A 20,978-nucleotide genomic window follows, 5' to 3' on the forward strand; every position below is an offset into this window, starting at 1 on the left:
CAGGAGCTTTAAATAGCGGCCAGTTGCCTCATCGCTTCCTTAAGCTTCTCCGGATTCAGCAGAAAATTCTTCTCCAGCGTAGGGCTCATGCCGACTGCCGGAACATCGGGGCCGCACAGTCTCATAATAGGAGCATCCAGGTCATAAAACATCTCTTCGGAAATAATCGCCGACACTTCGGCTCCCACCCCGCCGGTCTTGTTATCTTCATGAACGATAAGTACCTTGCCGGTCTTAGCCGCCGCCTCCAGAATCGCCTCGTTATCGAGCGGCTGCAGGGTCCGCAGATCCAATACATGAGTGCTGATTCCTTCCTCTTCGAGCTCCTCCGCAGCCTTCAAAGCATAATGAACCGTCATTCCGTAGGTGATGACCGTGATGTCCGTCCCCTGCCTCTTGACATCCGCCTTACCGATCGGCACGATATAATCTTCATCCGGCACTTCCCCGGAAATAAGCAGATAGCATTTTTTATGTTCAAAATACAGGACCGGGTCTTCATCTCTGACCGCCGCTTTCAGCAATCCCTTCGCATCATATGGCGTGGACGGAGCCACCAGTTTCAATCCCGGTGTGCCGAAAAATACCGATTCCGGGCATTGGGAATGATAGAGTCCGCCGCCCCCCGTTGCGCCGTAAGGAGCCCGGATGACAACCGGGCAAGTCCAATCCCCGTTGGAACGGTAATGAATTTTGGCCGCCTCGCTGATGATTTGATTCGTAGCCGGGAAGATAAAATCCGCGAACTGCATTTCGGCAATCGGTCTCATTCCGTACATAGCGGCACCTATAGCGACCCCCGCTATCGCCGATTCGGCCAGCGGGGTATCCAGCACCCGTTCCTCACCATATACATCCCGCAAGTGCTTGGTCGCATTATTGACCCCGCCTTTGCCAACGTCTTCCCCAAGAACGAAAACTTGATCATCCCTTTGCATTTCTTCCTGCATCGCGGAACGAATTGCTTCCAAATATGTGATCACTGCCACCCGGTAGTCCTCCTTGTTTAAGGTTGTGCGTAAACGTGAAGCATCAAATCTTCGGGCTCGGGATAAGGCTGGCGATCGGCATAATCGGTCGCCTCGTTCACTTCCCGCTGCACCGCTTCATGAAGCTCACGGTCCTTGTCCTCCGTCCAGATTCCGCAATCGGTCAAATATTGCTTGAATTTCGGCAAGCCGTCGTGCTTCCAGTGCTGCTCCACCTCTTCTTTGGTCCGGTAAAGCATGTCATTATCGGAGGTTGAGTGAGGGGACAAGCGATACATGACCGCCTCGACCAATGTGGGACCTTCCCCGTGGAGCGCCCGTTCACGGGCTTCCTTAATGACGCGGTAAACTTCGAGCACATCGTTGCCGTCCACCCGGACACCGGGAAATCCGTATCCGATAGCCCGGTCCACCACTTGCCCGGCGACTTGCTTCTCCAGCGGTATCGATATGGCATATTGATTGTTCTCGCACATAAGAATGACCGGCAGATTATGCACTCCCGCGAAGTTGCAGCCTTCATGAAAATCTCCCTGATTGCTGGATCCTTCACCGAAGGTGGCGAAGGATACGAACGGCTTGCGGTTCATCTTGGCGGCCAGAGCAATGCCAACCGCATGAGGCACCTGTGTCGTTACAGGGCTCGATCCGGTCACGATACGGAGTTTCTTATGGCCGAAATGCCCGGGCATTTGCCGACCCCCGCTATTCGGATCTTCCGCCTTGGCAAATACCGAAAGCATCAATTCCTTCATGGTCATTCCGACACTTAACACAAAGGCGTAATCCCGATAATACGGCAGAAAATAATCCTCTTCCCGGTTCAGGGCAAAGGCCGATCCAACCTGGGCAGCCTCCTGGCCGATCCCGGAAACATGGAACTGAATTTTGCCCGCTCGTTGCAGAAGCAAGCACCGCTCGTCGAATTTCCGCGCTCTCACCATATTTCGATACATTTCTATGACCTGCTGATCGGATAAGCCCAAGGAACGGTGTTTGGTCAGTTGTCCGATAGACATGGAGCGAAACCTCCTTTTTTTGAAAAGCTGGTTAAATCCTCTAGGTCTTGAAAACATGCAGCTTGCTCGAATCGGGACAATTGGCTACTCATTTCCATCGATTAAGTGCATAGTCTAAAGTCTGATCAACTTCGTGCCTGAAATAAGTTGTTTCCAATCGTTGTAATCTCTTATCGGTCTTCAAACTTCCTATAATCATTATTACCAGGTTTCTCACAAAATTATTACCTGGTCTTAAGACTTAACTTTAGTATATCATACTATATTCAGCCAGGTCTATGAATAGTTCCAGTTTCTCGGATGCAATCCCAATTACAATCCGATGGCCCGGCCGTCAACGGCCAGCATCGCTTCGCCCAAAATTTCCGAAAGTGTGGGATGAGGATGCACCGCCAAGGATACTTCCCATGGAGCAGCGTCCAGAAGCTGAGCCAATGAAGCCTCGGCAATGTATTCGGTTACCCTCGGCCCGATCATATGAACTCCCAGGAGGTCGTTGGTCTTGCGGTCGGCGATAACCTTGACAAACCCTTCGCTGTCTCCGTGAATCAACGCCTTGCCGATCGCTTTGAATGGAATTTTGCCGACCTTGACATCATACCCCTGCTCCCTGGCCTGCGCCTCGGTCCATCCGGTGCTGGCCGCTTCAGTCCGGGTATAAATACAGCGGGGAATCCGGTGGTCGGGCAGTCGGTTCGGCTCCAGGCCCGCTATATGATCCACAGCCGCTATCGCTTCATGAGTGGCCGCATGGGCAAGCTGCAGTCCTCCAATGACATCCCCTATCGCATAGATGTGAGGCTCCGCCGTCTGCAAATGCTTGTTGACTTTAATTACCCCGCGCTCCACACGGATGTCGGTATTCTCCAGCCCAATATTCTCGACATTCGCCTGTCTGCCGACGCTAACAATGATCTTGTCGGCTGTCAGCTCAATTGAGCTTCCGTTATGTACAGCTTCAATACGGACTGTGCCGGCTTCCTTGACCATAGTATCAGGAAGCACCTTAGCCCCGGTATAAAGCTTGATCCCTCTTCTCGCGAGGATTCTTGCCATTTCCTTCGAAATCTCATCGTCCTCCATCGGAAGAATCCGCTCTGCGAATTCAACCAAGGTCACGCTAACCCCGAAATCGTTAAGCATGGAAGCCCACTCCACACCGATCACTCCGCCCCCCACAATGAGAACGGAAGAAGGAAGCTCTTCCAATCCGAGCGCCTCATCACTGGTTAAGACGGTCTCCCCGTCCACCTCGAGGCCGTCAAGAGTTTTCGGTCTGGAGCCCGTAGCAATGATAAGATGCTGGGGAACAATCGTCTCCATCTCTCCGTCCGCCTTCTCAACGGCAATAGAGCCGCTTCTGGGGGAGAAAATAGAAGGCCCGATGATGCGGCCGTTCCCGGAAACGACATCGATTTTGTTTTTCTTCATCAAATATTGAACGCCTTGATGCAGCTGTTCGACCACCTTCTGTTTGCGCTCCAGCACCTTGGAATAATTTAGAGCCAAGGAAGAGACGCTAATCCCATAGTCTTCACTCTGCTTCATCTCGGCATAGAGCTCTGCGCTTCTCAGCAGCGACTTGCTGGGAATGCATCCCCGGTGAAGGCAGGTTCCCCCCAGCTTGTCCCTTTCTATTACGACAACCTTCTTGCCCAATTGGGCCGCACGGATGGCGGCTGCGTATCCTCCTGTACCGCCCCCAAGCACAGCTATATCATATTGGTTGGACATCCTCTTACCCCCTGATATATTGACAGGCTCGCCTGCTATAATAATTAATTACTGATCCATTAAACGTTTTGAGCCGGAATGAATAGACGGCTGCATCATTTATTGTACTCTTTTTGTCTGCCATAAATATAGTATTTGTGCGAAAAACTTCTCTAACGGTACCACAAGAGCTCGCAAGCCCCCGATACGATGAAAAGTTAACCAAACAGCACAGAGGCGTTATTTTCCTATAATTCGGACAAGCTTGTCTACATAGCGAAAGAATATCGGAAAATATTATCATAGAGTCGAATTAGACACATTCGCCCATTCCTTGTATGATAAAGAGAAATAGATCAATTGGATGGAGAATACAAGATGAGCGACAAAAATCCAAGCTCCGCTTCCCGAATGATCGCGGCACTGTTGTTGGTCATACCGGGAATTGGAGCAACCTATGGCTTCCTGCTAATGAAAAATACGATCTTTGAGCAATTTGATCCGCAGGTTTCTTTTGCCTGGGGGAAATTTTTACTGGGACTGCTTTTATTTATAGTCGGGGTAGGCTTTATTGCCGGCTGGATTTTCTTCCGGGATCAGAAAAGAAACTATGTGGCTCCCCGCTTCAAGAAAAAGCGGACCCGCTAACACTATTCTTGAGTTCTGCCCCACCGGTCCATCCGCGAGAGCCAGCGAATGCCGGCAATAAGTTCCGTAATCGAGCGGCGCTCTGCGAAGCGGTGTAGCAAAGCCAGGAGGAGGACGACGCATATGGTCAGCCAGACCGGGGAAACTGCGAACCATAGACTGCCTGCGGCGAACCCTAGTAGATTGGCCCCCGTATCGCCGATCATCAGCTCCCCCCGCAGATCCCGGGGAAATAGCATAAACGCACCGACCCACAGTGGGAACATATAAACGGCGATACCCGGCGCTTTCCCGGCTGCGGCCGCTACACCGATCAGCATTAGCGATATGACGGTAAACGCCTTTAGCGCTCTGCCGGGGCGTACGTCCATAAGATTAATGGTATTGGTCATAAGCGGGATCAGCAGAACCCCCAGCATTCCCCGCAGCTCCATTCCTGCCGTCATGAAAGAAATCCATACCGCCATAGCTAAAGCAACTAGAGCTTTAGCCGTCCCCGAGGTAACGATTCCATCCCGGATTAACGTGTTCCAATGACCTTTGAGACCCTTTATTTCCGCATCCCCCCACCGGTCATCCCACCAGCCGGTCAACCCTACCGCCGTGAGTGCGATCAGATAAACGGGATACGAGAAAGGAATTCCGCCCTGCACAAGTGCACTTCTGAGCGGTTCCCGAAGCCAGTCGACGGAAGCTGCAGCTTCCATTATCCAACCATAGCCGATAGCCAATAGAAGCAAATAAATTCCGAGACCGGTCGGTATCGCTTTGCCGGTATAATTTTCCCTGACCAGCCCTTGAGCCGTCAATAAACGGAGAGTCGGAGGAAGAAGCAAATAAGCGGAAGCTATGAATAAGACTGTAAACAAAATAGCCCAAGCTAGCATACCGGCTTCCTCCATTTACTCCATAATGTTCGCCCTACTTCAGCGAATTGCTTGCCCCGGTGCATCCATCCCGCTGCATCATTGCCCGTCAGCCTGTGCCGGAACGGAATTCCCACCTCTACGATTCTGAAGCCCAGCACAGCGGCATCAATGGTCAGCCCCACTTCAACACCGAATCCGTCGGATAAAGTAATCTTCTCCAGCACCTGCTTGCGAACGGCTCTTTGGCCGGATAATGGCGCTTGGCATCGGAAGCCGCTCAGCGCCATAATCCCATAGCGCGCAAGCAGCTTGACCAAGCCCAATCCTCCCCGCTTCTTGGCGGGAGCAAAGCAGGCCACCGCCATATCCGCCGTATCCTCCAATACAGGTCTTAGCAATAAGCCTGCGTGTTCGGCGCTTTCTTGCAAATCCGCATCCAGAAATAGGAAAATCTCTCCGGAAGCCGCTTCAATCCCTGAATGAAGCGCCCTGCCTTTCCCGAGATTGAGGGGCAGACGAATCAGCCGTGTGCATAAAGGTTCCGCCTCCTCCGCCGTCCGGTCCGTACTTCCGTCGTCCACGACGATGATTTCGGCGCCGATTTCTTCAACCAGAGACTGCAACGCCTGTAAAGTAGCGGCAATCGTCCGTTCCTCGTTCCAGGCCGGAATAATGATGGAGACAGCCTTCATTGCAGGGCTCCCGCGATTATCGATCGGGTTAACCGGCTATATCCTTTGGCATCGATCAGCTTGTCCCCCAGCATCATCCGCACCAACAGCGAGCTGCCCATTCCCTTCCGTCCTTTGCCCAGGAAATCCAATATACCCGTATGGGTGCCGACGGCGACGATTTTGTCGGCTCCTTGTTCATAAGCAAGCAGTAAAGCAGCATCCTCACTTGTCCCCCGGCATTTCCAAACCTGGGCGGACAGTCCGTATAGTGCGGTTTTCTGCAAACCGGGGGCTCTTCCGTCCGTATAAGCATGGACGACGATTTCAGCGCCACAGCAGAGGGCCCTGTCGCTCACGCTGTCCATATCCCCGATAATGATGTTTGGTGTATATCCGCAGTGGAGCAAGGCGTCGGCCCCTCCGTCCACTCCTATCAAGATCGGTCGGGAGGCGGCAATGTATGGTTCAAGCGCCTCCAAATCATCTTCATGATGGGGACCGCGAATGACTGCAAGCACCTCTTTCCCTTGCAGGGATGTCCGCAAGCGAAGCGGCTTGCCCGGCTCAAACAGCCATTCTTTGTCCATATCGGCAAAGATTAATGAGTTGGTAACAAATTGGTAGCAAAGGTCGGGGTAGTCGTTGAGTGAGCGTACATAAGCCTCCCTTAAGCCGTCTTCATCGAGCTTGCGGCAAGGGATCAGGAAATCGTCCGTGTGAATCATCGGTCCCGTTATACAGACCTCTTGCCCATCATCAAACCGGTCATACTGCTGCGGGCTGATTTCATACATCGGGATGCCTGCCTGGAGCAGTACATTCGCTCCACCAGCGGGAAAGTCGCCGGTAATAAATTTGCCCGCATTAATGACGGCCGACACCCCGGCCCTCGCTATAGTCTCAGCCGTCGTCACATCCAGATTGGAATGCTGCAATAAGGCAATCATGCCTTGCTTAAGGAAAGGAAGAAGAGTCTTGGTCCTTCGTCCCGCTTTTATTCTGCCTTTAATGACGATGCCTGCCGTATCCTCCGCAACTACTGCCAATGTCAAGCACTCCGTTCCGTATTGATTTGCTTCTCTTTAGTGTTGCCTATCCGGCGCAAACCATTCTTGGTAACGAAGCCCCGATTGTAAAAACACCCGGCCGGGAGTGTAGATTTTAAAAAAAGCTCTTAACGGAGCCTATTCGAAGATGAATGAAAGTTGTTCCATTTTAATGCTTTAATGAACTTAAACTTTCTAATGTGGTAAAAAAAGCAGAGTCCGGATTCGTACCGGCTCTGCCTTAGGTTGTATAATTTTCAAACAAAACGGGTTTATATGATTCACTGGACAACCCGATGATTCTCAGCCGTCCTTCGACTGAGCAGCATAGCTTCCGTTTAGGCAATCAGGAATTTCCGGAATCCTGCTCTTGCTTTCACGACACCTTATGCTCAATACGCAGCTTGTCCGCCACCATTGCGATAAATTCGCTGTTGGTCGGCTTAGCTTTGCTGATGTTGATCGTATAACCGAACAAGTGCGAGATGGAATCGATATTGCCGCGCGTCCAGGCTACTTCAATAGCATGGCGAATGGCTCTCTCCACCCGGCTCGGAGTCGTCTTATACCTCTCCGCAATGGCCGGGTATAATGTCTTGGTAATGGCGCCCAAAATTTCGATGTTGTTGTAGACCATCGTTATCGCTTCGCGCAAATATTGATAGCCCTTAATGTGGGCAGGTACTCCGATTTCATGGATAATGCTTGTAATATTGGCATCCAGATTGCGGCCCTTCGTCATTGGAACAACATTGCTCTTCGAAGAAGAAGCGGCAGTGGAAGTGACCGAGTTCTGGTTATTGGCGACGAGCTGCCGGATACGGCTGGTCAGCACTTCCATGTCAAACGGCTTCAAAATATAATAAGAAGCACCGAGCTGTACAGCTTTCTGCGTGATGGTCTCCTGCCCGAATGCGGTCAGCATTATAATTTTCGGTTGAGGCGACAAATTCATCTCGCGCAGCTTCTCCAGCACGCCCAAACCGTCCAGATGCGGCATTATAATGTCCAGGATCAGAATGTCCGGAACCTTGTCCTGCTGTTCAATCAAACGAAGAACCTCATTTCCGTTATAAGCAACGCCAGTAACTTCCATATCCTCTTGGTTATCAATAAACTCCGAAAGCAAGTTTGTAAATTCCCGGTTGTCATCCGCTAACAGCACTTCGATCTTTTGCAAGCTATTATCCTCCTTATGAACTGGAATGAGAGCTTCTTACCTTAAACCATTTCGACATCTGAATTTAAATTCCTGCTGTCGAAAATTATTTTTCTTTCTTTTTTTTCGGTAATGATTTATAATTAATAATTTTAGTTATATTTCTTTCTTTTTCTACAAAATCCCACAAAACCGGCGTTTTCTTCAGACAAATTCCGCATATTTCTCCGCAAAATAAAAAAGCCCCTATTCTGGGGCTACGCAGCATTTTCTTTATTGGCATTCGGATTTCTCAGTAAAATTCCCGCATCCTGCAGCATCCATTCAATATAACAGCCATAGCCTGAGCTCGGGTCATTAACAAATACGTGAGTCACCGCTCCAATCAGCTTGCCGTTCTGAATAATCGGGCTTCCGCTCATGCCCTGCACGATTCCTCCGGTCTTATCCAACAGTCTCTGATCGGTTATTTTAATTACGAGTCCTTTGGTTGCCGGAAACTCCTGCTTTGCTGCATGCATAATTTCAATATCGAATTTCTCGACCTTCTGGCCGTTCACTACAGTGTAAATATGTGCAGGTCCTTCCTTTACTTCCTCGGCAAAAGCTACCGGGATCGATTTGTGCTCCAGTCCATGGTCAGGCTGCTGGAACATCCGGCCGAAAATACCGAAAGGCGTATTTTTCTCAATGTTTCCAATCACTTTGCTCTCCTTGAAGAAATGAGCTCTCTTCTCCCCCGGTTCTCCGCTTTGGCTTTTGGAAATGGAGGTAACGTTGGAATGAACAATCTCGCCACCCCCCACTTCAATAGGCGTTTGGGCATCCATGTCGGTAATGACATGTCCTAGAGCACCATACACCCCCTGATCCTGAGCATAGAAGGTTAATGTTCCGACACCTGCAGCAGAATCACGAATATAAAGTCCGAGACGGTAAGCCTTATCGATGAAATCATAAGCGGGCTGCAAGGAAACATCGAATTGTTCTTTGTTCCGTTTCACGGTCAGCTTCAATGGCTGATTGGATTCGCCGGCTTTCTTGACCAGCTCCCCTACTTTGGTGACATCGTTAATGGCCACCCCGTTAATGCCTGTAATCAGATCTCCCACCTGAATCTTCGCTTCCTCCCCCGGGGATACCTTCTTATCCTCGGATACCGGCACCAGATGATGCCCGACGACAAGAATTCCGGACGATTTTAATTTAACGCCAATCGTCTGTCCGCCCGGGATGACCTTCAGATCGGGAACGACATTCACTTTGACTGTCTTTAGCGGAATTTTGCCAAACAGCTTGACTTTCATTTCCGTCTGTCCCACTTTTTCCGACTGAAGGGTGAATGGTTCCTTCAAATTCAATTCGAACGAAGGCTGGGAGGAGCCGTTCACTTTGATGATTCCCGGGTCTTTGACACTCACTTGCGCCTGAACAGGCATAGACAATGCCAACTGCTTGCCTTGTCCCGAAAAGATGTGCAGCTCCTCGGGGAATGCCGCAAAACTTTGGAAAGGTGCGGAGACGCTGATTAAACCTACGAAGAAGACGAGGAGTAATCCAATCCATCTTGTTCTGTTGCTGGGGTTCAAACATACCACGCTCCCTTACTTCTGCTGCCTGACGAGGCTTGTCGTCAAAAGCGTACCTATAAGTTAACCCCAGCCAAATCGTTTTATTACTGTAAATGATGCCACGAAAGACAAGGAAATTAACGGCTTGGCGCTTCTTCGGAAGCCTTTCTGTCCATAGCCAAACGGATCATTTCCTGGGCATGATGAAGGGTGGTTTCGGTCACCTCGACTCCGCCGAGCATTCTGGCCAGCTCGACTATACGGCCTTGCTCGTCCAAAGCGGTCACAAGGGTGAACGTTCGCTCCCCTTCCACCTCTTTGCGTATAAGGTAATGTCCGTCCGCCATGCAGGCTACTTGGGGCAAATGAGTAATGGAGAAAACCTGGCATTCCCTGGAAAGCCGGGACAATTTCTCCGCTATGGCCTGGGCGGCCCTGCCGCTTACTCCTGTATCCACTTCGTCAAATACCAATACAGGAATTTGATCGACTTTGGCGAAGATCGTCTTCATCGCGAGCATGACGCGCGACAATTCTCCTCCCGAAGCAATTTTGCTAAGCGGCCGCAGAGGCTCGCCGGGATTGGCGGATAGGACGAACTCCACCTGATCAATTCCATTAGAGCCGATCCGGACGTTCTGACCATCTACGGAAGGACCGTTAGGGTCTTCCATTCTATCTACCCGAACCGCTATCCGGGTGCGTTCCATATGTAAATCTTGCAGCTCACGCTCTATGCTTGAGGCCAGCTTGACCGCCGCCTCCTTGCGCAGAGAGGAAAGACGCTCGGCCTTGGCCATCACTTCTGCCCTTAATTCCGTCCATTCCTTCTGAAGCTTGAGCATCGTCTCATCCTTATTTTCCAGAAGCTCCAGTTCCTTCTGAATTTGCTCCAAATAAGCCAGGATTTCCTCCGTGCTTTGGCCGTATTTTCGTTTAAAGGAAGAGATCAAATCCAGTCTCTGTTCGATTTCCTCCAGCCTTATTGGATTGAATTCAATTTGCTCCCGGTAATCGCGAAGCTGGTAAGCGGCATCCTCAAGCTGATAAAATGCCGATTGAATCTGCTCAACCAACGGCTGAAGGACCTTGGAATCCACTCTGGCTATATCCTGCAGCTTCTGAATGCATTTGCCCACCGCGTCCAATGCACTTCGTCCGCCACCGCCATAAATGGTATCATAAGCCTCCGTCACACTCTGGAACAATTTTTCCGCATTTCCTAGCTTGTGCTTTTCTTCCGATAACCATTCATCCTCTCCGGCTTTTAATTCGGCTGCGGAAATCTCCTCTACCTGAAACCGGTACAAATCCTGAAGATGAAGCGCTTCCCTGGCGGATTCCTGCAATTCCTTCAACTGCTTCTGCAAACTCTTGTATTTTGTATACGCGGCCTGATATTCCTCTTTGGCGGCTTGGAGTGTCTTACCGCCATAAAGATCCAGCCAATGAATATGCTGCTCCGGCTTCATCAGAGATTGATGCTCATGCTGTCCGTGTATGTTGACCAGCCATTCCCCGGCTTCGCGCAGCATGGACAGATTGGCCAATTGCCCGTTAATACGGCTGACACTCTTGCCTTGGGCCGATACCTCTCTGCGTATGACCAGATGCTCTTCCCGCGAAGCCTCAATCCCCAGCTGCGCCAGCACATCCCAAACGGGATGATCCGGTTCCAGATCGAATAAGGCTTCGATCTCCGCCTTATCGCATCCATAGCGGACAAGCTCCGAGGAACTGCGGCCTCCGGCGATCAGTCCAAGAGCGTCAATAATAATGGATTTACCGGCTCCCGTCTCCCCCGTCAGCACTTGAAAGCCTTCCCGGAAAGAAAGCTGGACGGATTCGATAACAGCCAAATTACGGATGGACAGTTCTGCTAACATATATAGCCTCCCATGCAGCTCAGTAATTTAAACTAACGGCTCTAGTTAATTGACCTAATGCTTCTGCCTAGTAGCCCTTTAATCAAATTTCAATATTTCGCCAAGCCCCTTAAGAAATCATGCTGTGGATGCGGTCCACCACCTGTTTGCTCTGTTCCTTGCTCCGGCATATAATGAGGATTGTATCGTCGCCGCAAATCGTGCCCATGACCTCCTCCCATTCCAAGTTGTCCATCAAGGCTCCGATCGCATTGGCCGTTCCCGGCATACATTTCATAACGACTAGATTGTCCGTGAAATCAATTCCTACATAATGATCGGTCAGAGACCTCTTCAAACGATAAGACGGGTTAAAATGCTTGTCCTGAGGAAGAGAATACTTATACCGGCCGTCATTCAAAGGAGTCTTCACCAATTGGAGCTCCTTAATATCCCTCGAAACGGTCGCCTGCGTAACCTGAAAGCCCGCCTGCCGCAAAGCATCTACCAATTCATCCTGTGTCTCGATTTCCTGGCTGGCTAAAATTTCCCGTATCTTAATATGTCTTTGTCCTTTCACTTAATCATCACCTTTATCTCCATCGATTTCAAATCGAATATTATGAATTGTGCGAAGCTTCGGATCGACATAGAGAATTCCTTCGGCTTCCTTGAATATTAAAGCATAAGGCATCAGCCGATCTCTCAACCCGCTCCCCGTCATATCCAACGGCATGCGATCCTTGGCCAGCTTGACGACATACAGTCCGTCATCCTTGCGGGCGAAATGATCGACGAAAAGCCGGCTTTGGTATTCCTGTTCATCATTAACCATAATATGAATATTTACTCTGCGCTTCAAGGTCATCACTTCATAGCCCGACTCTTCCAGCAGGGCTACAGCGTCCGTTACCGGAATTTCCTCATCGACTTCAATTTCCCATTCGCTCTCCGGAGGCTTGCTCCACCAGCGGCGGAGCCGCGACCATCCCCAAACGATAAGAAGAACCAAAATGAGAAGAAGGATGTACCGATCGATATTTTGCATCCCATCACCTCGGTACAATTATTCTCTTTCGAGATCCGAAATTCCTTTAACAAGCCGTCAAATTTTCTGTTCCATGCAAGGATAAACGGCTATCGCCGTCCTTTGGACAGGCGCGTTTGCCGATGAAATATAAGAATAAGTATAAGGTGAAACTTATACTTATTCTTATATTTAAACAAAAAAACCCATCATTCCGATGGGTTCCCCACTAATGTACAAGCCGCCTCACTAACGACTTCACTGATCAATCCGTTCATTCCATCCGGCATCTCCCCTGCGGTGTCAGCCAGCTTCCAATAAGCCAAAAACTCGATGTTTCCTTCCCCTCCGGTTATCGGTGAGAAGGTCAGCCCCTGAAGCGCGAATCCTAATTCTGATGCATAATCGAGAATATCGGCCAGAACCTCCCGATGAACGTCCTGGCTGCGGACGACCCCCGATGGGCCGACCTGGCCTCTGTCCGCTTCAAATTGCGGCTTGATCAGCGCAACGGTTTCCGAACCCGCTCCCAGTATAGCCTTAAGAGGAGGCAGGATGAGCTTGAGCGAAATAAACGAAACGTCAATCGATGCGAATTCCGGCTTCGGGCCTTGTAGCGCATCCGGCTCCAAATAGCGGAAGTTCGTCCGCTCCATAACACACACTCGCTTATCGCTGCGAATGGCCCAATCGAGCTGATTATAACCGACATCAACGGCATAGACATAGGAAGCGCCGTGCCGGAGGGCACAGTCGGTAAAGCCGCCGGTAGAGGCTCCTATATCCAGCATCACCTTCTCCCGAAGATCGATCCCGAAGGTCCGGAGAGCTTTCTCCAGCTTAAGCCCTCCACGGCTTACATAGGGATGCGAGGCGCCTTTGACCCGCAGCGCGGAAGAACGGGGAACCTTGGTCCCCGCTTTCTCCACACGTTCCTCACCGACGAAGACTATTCCGGCCATGATGGCTGCTTTAGCTTTCTCCTGACTGCCATAATAGCCTCGCTCCACTAACAGCAAATCAATTCTTTCTTTATCCGAAGGCATTCCTTTACCTATTCTCCGTTCTAGGCTCTGACTTTTTTGCGGGGCAGCATGGCCTGAATTTGCAGCGCGATATTTTCGGGAGTGAGCCCGACCTCTGTCCGCTGTTCAGCAATGCTTCCATGCTCTACAAAATAATCCGGCACTCCGATCGGCTTAATCTGCATTCCATAAATACCTTTATTCGCATAGAACTCGAGCACCGCACTTCCGAAGCCGCCCATTGCTGCGCCTTCTTCCATAGTGATCAAGTTGACCCGCTCTTTGGCCAATTGCAGCAGCATTGCTTCATCCAAAGGCTTGATGAAGCGGGCGTTAATTACACGCACATTCATCCCTTGCGGCTTCAACAGCTCAGCCGCCTGCTCGGCAAGCTGCACCATCGGTCCAACCGCGAGAATGGCGTAACCGGCACCTTCCCTTACGACTTCCCACGTCCCTATCGGTATGGGCTTCATCTGCTCATCCATCGCCACTCCCAGACCATTGATCCTCGGATAGCGCACAGCAATCGGCCCCTCGTTGTACTCAATGGCTGTTTTCAGCATATGGCGCAATTCATTCTCGTCCTTGGGCATCATCAGCACCATATTCGGAATGCTTCTTAAATAAGCAATATCATACACACCTTGATGGGTTTCCCCATCGGGTCCAACGAACCCCGCACGGTCAATGGCGAAGGCGACGTTCAGATTTTGCCGGCAAATATCGTGCACCACCTGGTCATACGCTCTCTGCAGGAAGGTCGAATAGACCGCGAATACCGGCTTCATTCCTTCACCCGCCAGAGCCCCGCAGAGGGTGGCGGCATGCTGCTCGGCGATACCGACATCAATCATCCGGTTTGGAAAACGTTCAGCGAATTTAAGCAGACCGGAGCCAGCCGACATCGCGGGAGTCACCGCAATAATCCGGGAATCTTGTTCTGCCAGCTCGATAAGCGTACTGCCGAACACTTCGGTATACATTGGCGGACCTACCGATTTCAGCATCTGGCCGGACTCGATTTTGTAAGGGCTCGCTCCGTGCCAAGCCTGAGAGTTGGCCTCCGCCGGCTTGTAGCCTTTGCCCTTAATGGTAACGACATGCAGCAAGACGGGACCATCCACCTTATCCGCCTGCTGGAACGAATCCAACAGAAGAGGAAGGTTATGCCCGTCAATCGGCCCCATATAAGTGAAGCCCAGCTCCTCAAAAAGCACTCCGTTCACTAACAAATATTTGAAGCTGTCTTTTATTTTCTCGGCTTTCTTGGCCAAAGAATCCCCGATGGCGGGAATTTTCTTTAATATATTCTCGACCTCTTCCTTGGCCTTCTTGTAATGCTTATCCGATCGAATCCGGCTCAAATAATTATGAATAGCGCCGACATTCGGAGCAATGGACATTTCATTGTCATTCAGGACAACGATCATCCTCTTCTTCTCATGACCGATATGATTCATGGCTTCCAGGGCCATACCCCCGGTCATAGCTCCGTCTCCGATAACGGCGATAATTTTATTATCCTCGCCCTTCAAATCCCGGGCAACCGCCATCCCCATAGCAGCGGACAGAGAGGTGCTGCTGTGGCCGGCCTCCCATACATCGTGCTCGCTTTCGGATTTTTTGACAAAGCCGCACAAGCCCTTGTACTTGCGCAGGGTATGGAATTGATCCTTGCGTCCGGTCAATATCTTATGTACGTAGGACTGGTGGCCTACGTCGTAAATAAATTTGTCTTTCGGGCTATCAAACAAATAGTGCATCGCCAGCGTAAGCTCAACAACACCCAAGTTTGGGGCGAGGTGGCCCCCGGTGACCGAAAGCTTTTCAATTAAAAATTGACGGATTTCATCGGCCAAAATTTCCAATTCAGCTACGGACAGCCTCTTTAAATCTTCAGGCTGATTCACTAGTTCGAGCACGTTTATTCCCTCGCTTCCCGTTGAGTGATTTGCGCTTCCGCTTTTTCGGGTTAAAGAATCGAATCTTCAGATGACGCTCCAGATAATAGAATAATTTCCCGATCATGAGCACGATATCCGTTGAATAATGGATAGCAAACGATTTACCCATCGCTTTGCCGCCGACGGTCAAGGCCGAAACCAATGCCGTAAAAACTACGCTGACCGCAATGCTTAGCGCCTGGCTGCTGCTCCCGATGTTGCCCATCAGCTTGATCACGACAACTGCGGATGCCGCACCGCTAATCACCCCGGATATATCCCCTACAACGTCATTACAAAAGTTCGAAAACCGATCCGCATTGCGGACAATGTATATGGAATGCTTAGAACCCCTGACCCGTTCCGATGCCATTCCGTGAAAAGGGGCCTCACTGGCCGCCGCGGCAGCCAAGCCCAATATATCAAAAAAGACTCCGATCAGAACCAGCACTAAAACAATAATCATCCCGACGCCCCAGGAAACTCCTTCGAGAACAGATGTCGAGGTAACCGTAAACAGGCTGGCCAGAAGGAAGGTGACAACCGATATAAAAATACTCCATTTCATGGAGTGCCTTAACGAATATTTCATTATTCGAAAACCGTCTCCCATTCCATGGATTGGAGTGGCAGCTTCTTGAGTAAACGCTGTGGCTTAGGTCCAGTAGGTTTTCCCAGACAAGTCTCCCTGTCGTCGCCGACAGGGCGGTTTCCCTTTATGCCTGTCTTGACGCCGTCACCGACCGCCAGACTGGATTACCACTTAGTCCACACTATAATCCCCAAAAAGCCTCACGAAAGTGAACAGTCTAGGAGTTTTCCTCAGCAGTCCTTAACCATTCCTTAGCCTCTTTTGCAAGCCAGATTTCATACAGCATCCAGCCACTGTTTTTTTGGCCGAAAAAACAGTGTCCTACTTTCTGTAATCCCCTCTGACTCACTCAAGGCAGGCTACGCTGCACGCAAGCCGTTTTAGTATACATGGGCTGACCGCCCTGATACAAGTGAGGCTCGCCTTTGCAGGTTCATACCCCAAGCCGTAGCCGAGCGCACGGTGGCGCAAAAGCCACGAACTTGGGCCTCCGCGGAAGTAGGGTCAACGCCCACATGCCTTTGTGGATCGCCCTCCAACCTTAACTCCCAGCATCAGCCCCCAACTGGGCGTTAGAAGCCAACACCAGGAACTTCATCGATGTGCCCTTTGGCGAATTTTTAGGCCCGCCCTCAGAAATGGTAGACTGACTAGAATACTGCGCCACCCTATAATGACTACCATTATAGCACAGGAGTCAAATCCTTCTCAATGGAAGCCTTCTTACAGAAAAATGGGGTATCCGTCCAAATAAGCGCAAATCTCCTGCGTAAAGCGCTTCTATCAATAATCGCGCTGCATTAAATAATCGGCAAGATCATTCAACCGCTCGGGATGAACGAAGCCTGCGGAAGCGATCGCTTGCTTCCCTTCTTCCGTGAGCTTCTCCACTCTCCGCCGCGAGGCCTCAAGGCCGATAAGATACGGATAGGTCACCTTCTGCTGCTTCTCGTCGCTGTTGACCGATTTGCCCAGCTTCTTCTCGTCGCCGGTAATATCAAGAATATCGTCCTGAATTTGAAAGGCCAGCCCGATCTTGTATCCGAATCGTTCCAGGGCAGTCAATTGTTCCGCATTGGCTCCCCCGAGAATCCCTCCCGCTTTGAGCGAAAATACAATCAAGTCCCCGGTCTTATGCCTATGGATACCGTCCAGCTCTTCTTGCTTGGTCAACCCCTGCTCACCGAGCATATCGGCCACTTGTCCGCCTACCATCCCCTTGGGCCCTGCCAGCTCGGACAGCATTTCGATAATGGCGAGAGCCCGTTCAGCGGGAACCTCGGCTCTGCGGGACACTTGGGCAGCTGTGTAGAACGCATGCGTAAGCAGAGCATCCCCGGCAAGAATAGCCATGGCTTCCCCGTAGACCTTATGGTTCGTCAGCTTGCCCCGGCGGTAATCATCGTTATCCATTGCCGGCAGATCGTCATGGATCAGCGAATAGGTATGGATCATCTCGACGGCACAAGCAACAGGCAAAGCCGTCTCGGCTTCGCCTCCCAGCGCCTCCACAGCCGCCATCATGAGAACAGGCCGCAGCCTTTTGCCTCCGGCCAGAAGCGAATACATGACCGCTTCCCGCAGGGTGTCCGGTATTTCCCATTCTTCGGGAATCGAACGTTTAAGCTCCTGCTCCACCGATGCAGCCGAGGCTTTAATATACTGCTGGATATTTAGAGTTCGGTTCAAACTGATTCACCTTCATCCATTTCCGCTAGAAAAGGCTTCTTGCCTATCGTGCCGTTCTCCTCCACCAGCATCTCGATTTTGCGTTCGATCTGGTCCAGCTTTTGGCTGCACATCCGGGACATCTCCATCCCTTCCTGAAATAAGCCAATCGCTTTCTCAAGCGGCACATCTCCATTTTCCAACTGGGTTACGATTTCCTCCAGCTTATCCATCGCTTGCTCGAAGCTAAGCTCCGTTTTGTCCGTTGTCATCGTTCCTTTCCTCCATCCCCCATACATGGCAATCCAATTGTCCGTCCGTCAACCTTACTTTCACTATATCCCCGGGCTGCACGCTCCGAATCGATTTGATCAACCGCTTCTCCTGTTCGTCATAGACCAGACTGTATCCGCGCTGCATAATTTTCAGCGGGCTTAGAGAATCCAACTGTCGCAGTTGGGATTCGAACCGGCTTCGCTCCATCCGGTACATCACCTGCATAGCCTGGACCATGCGCTTGTACGAGTCCGCTGTTCGCCTGCGGGCATATTCCGCTTGCCGCTTGGGATTATAGCCGCTGATAGCCTGTTCCAGACGGGACTGCTTCCTCCTGGCTTCGGACAATCGCTGCTGAATGCGGAATTGCAGTTGTTCCTTAAGCCTGTCCAAGCGCTCCGCCGGCTGCTGGAGCTGCTTGAGCGGATTCGTAAGAACCTGGGACCGGTTAATCCGGTCGAGTCTTTCGCGCTGCTCCTGAAGCATTCGGTACAATCCGCGACGCAGCCGATGAACCGAATAATGAAGCTGCTGCTTCAGTTCCATATGATGGGGAACCGCCAGTTCTGCCGCCGCGGTAGGCGTTGCCGCCCTCAGATCGGCAACGAAATCGGCTATCGTAAAATCCGTCTCATGCCCAACCGCGGATATAACGGGAATTTCCGAGGCGTAAATGCTGCGGGCGACGATCTCTTCATTGAAGGCCCACAGCTCCTCTAGCGAACCGCCCCCTCGCCCGACGATGAGCACGTCAACCTCCCTTGTCCGGTTGAATGTCTCAATCGCTTTGACGATCGAGGGTGCCGCCTGCTTTCCCTGGACAAGCACCGGGTATAATTGTACCGGCACCGAAGGGAGCCTCCGCTGCAAGGTGGTCATAATATCCCGGACGGCTGCCCCGGTGGGCGAAGTCACTACCCCGATGGCCCGGGGAAAACGGGGAATCGGCCTCTTGCGCGACGCCGCGAATAAACCCTCGGCTTCCAGCTTCTTCTTCAACTGTTCAAAGGCAAGATACAAGTTTCCTATCCCGTCGGGCTGCATCTGATTGATATAAAACTGGTACTGGCCGTCTCTTTCATAAATGGAGATACTCCCTCTCGCCAGCACCCTCATCCCTTCCTTGGGAACGAAGGACAGCCTTTGGTTGTGGGAGTTGAACATAATGCTCTTTACCCGGCTTTGGGCGTCTTTAAGCGTAAAATACATGTGCCCGCTCGAATGGTGGGTAAAGTTCGAAATTTCTCCTCTTACCCAAACATTTTGCAGCCGCTCATCGCCTTCCAGTGTCACCTTGATATGCCGGGTAAGATCTTTTACAGAAAATATCGTATCCCGGTTCATGTTCACCTTTCGCTTGTCTAGGCTTGAGATGCCTTGTTCTTGGCGGCCTGCAGCGTATTCTGCAGCAGCATGGTAATCGTCATGGGTCCGACACATCCGGGTACGGGAGTAATATAGCCCGCCACTTGCGCGGCATCATCGTAATGAACATCTCCCGTCAGCTTTCCGTTATCCAGACGGTTCATGCCGACGTCAATGACTACGGCCCCCGGTTTGATATGTCTGGCCTCTATCATCTGCGCCCGGCCCACGGCAACAACCAGAATGTCGGCCTGCTTCGTTATTTCCTCCATATTCGGAGTACGGGAATGGCAGACGGTAACCGTTGCATTCTCGCGCAATAACAGCATCGCCATAGGCTTGCCGACAATATTGCTGCGGCCCACTACGACGGCGTGCTTACCTTCGATCGAAATACCGATCTTCTTCAAAACCTCGATAACCCCCGCAGGCGTACACGGAAGCATTCCCGGCTTGCCGATCATCAGGTTGCCTACATTGACGGGATGGAAGCAATCGACATCCTTGTCCGGCGATATGGCGTCAATGACTGCGTCTTCGTTAATATGAGCAGGCAGCGGAAGCTGCACCAGAATTCCGTGAATATGGCTGTCTGCATTAAGCTTCCCGATTAATTGCAATAGCTCCGATTGACTCGTTTCGGCCGGAAGCCGGTAGACCTCGGAATGAATTCCGACATCCGCGCAGGACTTCGCCTTATTCCTAACATAAACGGCAGAAGCCGGGTCGTCCCCAACAAGCACAACCGCCAATCCGGGCTGGATTCCTTTATCCTTCAAGCTCTGAACCTCTTGTGAAATTTGCTCGCGGATTTCAGCCACGATCTGTTTTCCGTTAATTCTCTCCGCTGCCATTCATTTTCCTCCTTAGTGTCAAGGGTTTTCCTAATTTCAGTTTAACCTTTTGAGCGGGTAGTGTAAAGGCGAAAAATAAGAAGGAAAACTAGCTGAATGTTCGTGTTTTATTGTAAATTCACTTTGATTTGATCGACTTCGCGAATCATCTGTCCGAGAACCCCGTTAACGAATTTGCCCGATTCCTCACTGCCGAAGTGCTTGGCCAGTTCAATCGCCTCGTTGACGACAACCTTCGCCGGTACGTCGTCCCGGTAAATCATTTCGTAGGTGGCCAGACGCAGTATTTCTCGGTCCACCTTCGAAAGCCGGTCCATCTTCCAGCCTTTGATGTATTTCTCCAGCAGCCGGTCTATCTCCTCAAGACGGTTATAGGTTCCATCCACCAGCTCCCGGATGTACTCGGTGCTGATCTCTTCATTAGTGACCTCCAGTCCGGCCTCATTCTCATGGACCGCCTCTTCGATGGCCATCTGAATCGCTTCCCGTGAAGTGACCTCGTTCATTTGCATTTGATAAAGGCTCTGCAATGCTAATTCTCTGGCTAAGCGCCGTTTCATTGATTTTCCTCCTGTGATCTAGGGTAAAAAAGCTCCTGACGGAACCTTTTCGAAGATGAATTTGGCAGCTAAATTTCTGCGTTCAGCGGTTAAGCCTACTATACGTTCCGGT

General features: G+C 51.0%; 20 protein-coding genes. 1 reads left to right on the forward strand and 19 read right to left on the reverse strand.

Annotated elements, in window-relative coordinates:
- Positions 1 to 8 precede the first annotated feature (8 nt).
- The 3 genes from ACTHRH_RS03025 to lpdA all read right to left on the reverse strand — a co-directional run bounded on the left by ACTHRH_RS03025 (position 9) and on the right by lpdA (position 3,742).
- Positions 9 to 989, reverse strand: coding sequence for an alpha-ketoacid dehydrogenase subunit beta (locus tag ACTHRH_RS03025; protein ID WP_379291355.1), 981 nt, complete (start codon positions 987 to 989; stop codon positions 9 to 11).
- A gap of 17 nt (positions 990 to 1,006) precedes the next feature.
- Positions 1,007 to 2,008 (reverse strand): thiamine pyrophosphate-dependent dehydrogenase E1 component subunit alpha, encoded by a 1,002-nt coding sequence (locus tag ACTHRH_RS03030; protein ID WP_379291357.1) that lies wholly within the window; start codon positions 2,006 to 2,008, stop codon positions 1,007 to 1,009.
- 312 nt (positions 2,009 to 2,320) lie between these two features.
- Positions 2,321 to 3,742: a dihydrolipoyl dehydrogenase gene (gene lpdA / locus ACTHRH_RS03035; protein ID WP_144935608.1), complete on the reverse strand. Its 1,422-nt coding sequence runs from the start codon at positions 3,740 to 3,742 to the stop codon at positions 2,321 to 2,323.
- Positions 3,743 to 4,099: 357 nt separating this feature from the next.
- Between lpdA and ACTHRH_RS03040 the strand changes: the two genes are divergently transcribed.
- Positions 4,100 to 4,369: a DUF2627 domain-containing protein gene (locus ACTHRH_RS03040; protein ID WP_144935611.1), complete on the forward strand. Its 270-nt coding sequence runs from the start codon at positions 4,100 to 4,102 to the stop codon at positions 4,367 to 4,369.
- 2 nt (positions 4,370 to 4,371) lie between these two features.
- Here ACTHRH_RS03040 and ACTHRH_RS03045 read toward each other — a convergent pair whose 3' ends face one another.
- The 16 genes from ACTHRH_RS03045 to nusB form a co-directional block, all read right to left on the reverse strand.
- Positions 4,372 to 5,256 (reverse strand): hypothetical protein, encoded by an 885-nt coding sequence (locus ACTHRH_RS03045; protein WP_379291360.1) that lies wholly within the window; start codon positions 5,254 to 5,256, stop codon positions 4,372 to 4,374.
- A complete protein-coding gene (locus ACTHRH_RS03050) occupies positions 5,250 to 5,930 on the reverse strand; it encodes a glycosyltransferase family 2 protein (RefSeq protein ID WP_440414040.1) in 681 nt (226 codons plus the stop codon). Before ACTHRH_RS03050 ends, ACTHRH_RS03045 begins: the two co-directional genes overlap by 7 nt.
- Positions 5,927 to 6,958, reverse strand: a complete 1,032-nt coding sequence (gene steA, locus ACTHRH_RS03055; protein WP_440414042.1) for a putative cytokinetic ring protein SteA — start codon at positions 6,956 to 6,958, stop codon at positions 5,927 to 5,929. The genes ACTHRH_RS03050 and steA overlap by 4 nt, the downstream gene beginning before the upstream one ends.
- A gap of 376 nt (positions 6,959 to 7,334) precedes the next feature.
- Entirely contained in the window at positions 7,335 to 8,138 is an 804-nt protein-coding gene (spo0A, locus tag ACTHRH_RS03060) for a sporulation transcription factor Spo0A (RefSeq protein WP_144935621.1), read from the reverse strand.
- A 236-nt stretch (positions 8,139 to 8,374) separates the two neighbouring features.
- Positions 8,375 to 9,706 (reverse strand): SpoIVB peptidase, encoded by a 1,332-nt coding sequence (gene spoIVB, locus ACTHRH_RS03065; RefSeq protein ID WP_440414044.1) that lies wholly within the window; start codon positions 9,704 to 9,706, stop codon positions 8,375 to 8,377.
- A 119-nt stretch (positions 9,707 to 9,825) separates the two neighbouring features.
- Positions 9,826 to 11,574: a DNA repair protein RecN gene (gene recN / locus ACTHRH_RS03070; RefSeq protein WP_379291367.1), complete on the reverse strand. Its 1,749-nt coding sequence runs from the start codon at positions 11,572 to 11,574 to the stop codon at positions 9,826 to 9,828.
- A 109-nt stretch (positions 11,575 to 11,683) separates the two neighbouring features.
- On the reverse strand, positions 11,684 to 12,133 hold the full coding sequence (gene ahrC, locus ACTHRH_RS03075; RefSeq protein ID WP_379291369.1) for a transcriptional regulator AhrC/ArgR: 450 nt from the start codon (positions 12,131 to 12,133) through the stop codon (positions 11,684 to 11,686).
- Positions 12,134 to 12,601 carry a hypothetical protein gene (locus ACTHRH_RS03080; RefSeq protein WP_440414047.1) on the reverse strand — a complete coding sequence of 156 codons (468 nt, stop codon included), beginning with the start codon at positions 12,599 to 12,601 and terminating at the stop codon, positions 12,134 to 12,136.
- A 188-nt stretch (positions 12,602 to 12,789) separates the two neighbouring features.
- Complete coding sequence (locus tag ACTHRH_RS03085; protein WP_440414049.1) at positions 12,790 to 13,626, reverse strand: TlyA family RNA methyltransferase; 837 nt, start codon at positions 13,624 to 13,626, stop codon at positions 12,790 to 12,792.
- 20 nt (positions 13,627 to 13,646) lie between these two features.
- Entirely contained in the window at positions 13,647 to 15,530 is a 1,884-nt protein-coding gene (dxs, locus tag ACTHRH_RS03090; protein WP_379291376.1) for a 1-deoxy-D-xylulose-5-phosphate synthase, read from the reverse strand.
- A complete protein-coding gene (locus tag ACTHRH_RS03095) occupies positions 15,505 to 16,143 on the reverse strand; it encodes a hypothetical protein (protein ID WP_144935642.1) in 639 nt (212 codons plus the stop codon). The genes dxs and ACTHRH_RS03095 overlap by 26 nt, the downstream gene beginning before the upstream one ends.
- Before the next feature lie 783 nt (positions 16,144 to 16,926).
- Positions 16,927 to 17,832, reverse strand: a complete 906-nt coding sequence (locus tag ACTHRH_RS03100) for a polyprenyl synthetase family protein (protein ID WP_144935644.1) — start codon at positions 17,830 to 17,832, stop codon at positions 16,927 to 16,929.
- Positions 17,829 to 18,083, reverse strand: a complete 255-nt coding sequence (xseB, locus tag ACTHRH_RS03105) for an exodeoxyribonuclease VII small subunit (RefSeq protein ID WP_144935647.1) — start codon at positions 18,081 to 18,083, stop codon at positions 17,829 to 17,831. The genes ACTHRH_RS03100 and xseB overlap by 4 nt, the downstream gene beginning before the upstream one ends.
- Positions 18,058 to 19,431 (reverse strand): exodeoxyribonuclease VII large subunit, encoded by a 1,374-nt coding sequence (gene xseA, locus ACTHRH_RS03110; RefSeq protein WP_144935650.1) that lies wholly within the window; start codon positions 19,429 to 19,431, stop codon positions 18,058 to 18,060. The genes xseB and xseA overlap by 26 nt, the downstream gene beginning before the upstream one ends.
- A 17-nt stretch (positions 19,432 to 19,448) precedes the next feature.
- Positions 19,449 to 20,306, reverse strand: coding sequence for a bifunctional methylenetetrahydrofolate dehydrogenase/methenyltetrahydrofolate cyclohydrolase FolD (gene folD / locus ACTHRH_RS03115; RefSeq protein ID WP_144935653.1), 858 nt, complete (start codon positions 20,304 to 20,306; stop codon positions 19,449 to 19,451).
- A gap of 107 nt (positions 20,307 to 20,413) precedes the next feature.
- Positions 20,414 to 20,866 (reverse strand): transcription antitermination factor NusB, encoded by a 453-nt coding sequence (gene nusB / locus ACTHRH_RS03120; RefSeq protein ID WP_144935656.1) that lies wholly within the window; start codon positions 20,864 to 20,866, stop codon positions 20,414 to 20,416.
- Positions 20,867 to 20,978 lie beyond the last annotated feature (112 nt).

This window comes from Paenibacillus sp. SAFN-117 (assembly GCF_051966115.1).
GTDB classification, from domain to species: domain Bacteria; phylum Bacillota; class Bacilli; order Paenibacillales; family NBRC-103111; genus Paenibacillus_L; species Paenibacillus_L residui.

Excerpts from the sequence above, each read along its gene's own strand:
- ACTHRH_RS03030 (WP_379291357.1), bottom strand. The coding sequence starts at position 2,008 with ATGTCTATCGGACAACTGACCAAACACCGTTCCTTGGGCTTATCCGAT.
- lpdA (WP_144935608.1), bottom strand. The coding sequence starts at position 3,742 with ATGTCCAACCAATATGATATAGCTGTGCTTGGGGGCGGTACAGGAGGA.
- ACTHRH_RS03040 (WP_144935611.1), top strand. The coding sequence starts at position 4,100 with ATGAGCGACAAAAATCCAAGCTCCGCTTCCCGAATGATCGCGGCACTG.
- ACTHRH_RS03045 (WP_379291360.1), bottom strand. The coding sequence starts at position 5,256 with ATGCTAGCTTGGGCTATTTTGTTTACAGTCTTATTCATAGCTTCCGCT.
- ACTHRH_RS03050 (WP_440414040.1), bottom strand. The coding sequence starts at position 5,930 with ATGAAGGCTGTCTCCATCATTATTCCGGCCTGGAACGAGGAACGGACG.
- recN (WP_379291367.1), bottom strand. The coding sequence starts at position 11,574 with ATGTTAGCAGAACTGTCCATCCGTAATTTGGCTGTTATCGAATCCGTC.
- ACTHRH_RS03080 (WP_440414047.1), bottom strand. The coding sequence starts at position 12,601 with ATGCAAAATATCGATCGGTACATCCTTCTTCTCATTTTGGTTCTTCTT.
- ACTHRH_RS03085 (WP_440414049.1), bottom strand. The coding sequence starts at position 13,626 with ATGCCTTCGGATAAAGAAAGAATTGATTTGCTGTTAGTGGAGCGAGGC.
- ACTHRH_RS03095 (WP_144935642.1), bottom strand. The coding sequence starts at position 16,143 with ATGAAATATTCGTTAAGGCACTCCATGAAATGGAGTATTTTTATATCG.
- xseB (WP_144935647.1), bottom strand. The coding sequence starts at position 18,083 with ATGACAACGGACAAAACGGAGCTTAGCTTCGAGCAAGCGATGGATAAG.
- xseA (WP_144935650.1), bottom strand. The coding sequence starts at position 19,431 with ATGAACCGGGATACGATATTTTCTGTAAAAGATCTTACCCGGCATATC.
- folD (WP_144935653.1), bottom strand. The coding sequence starts at position 20,306 with ATGGCAGCGGAGAGAATTAACGGAAAACAGATCGTGGCTGAAATCCGC.
- nusB (WP_144935656.1), bottom strand. The coding sequence starts at position 20,866 with ATGAAACGGCGCTTAGCCAGAGAATTAGCATTGCAGAGCCTTTATCAA.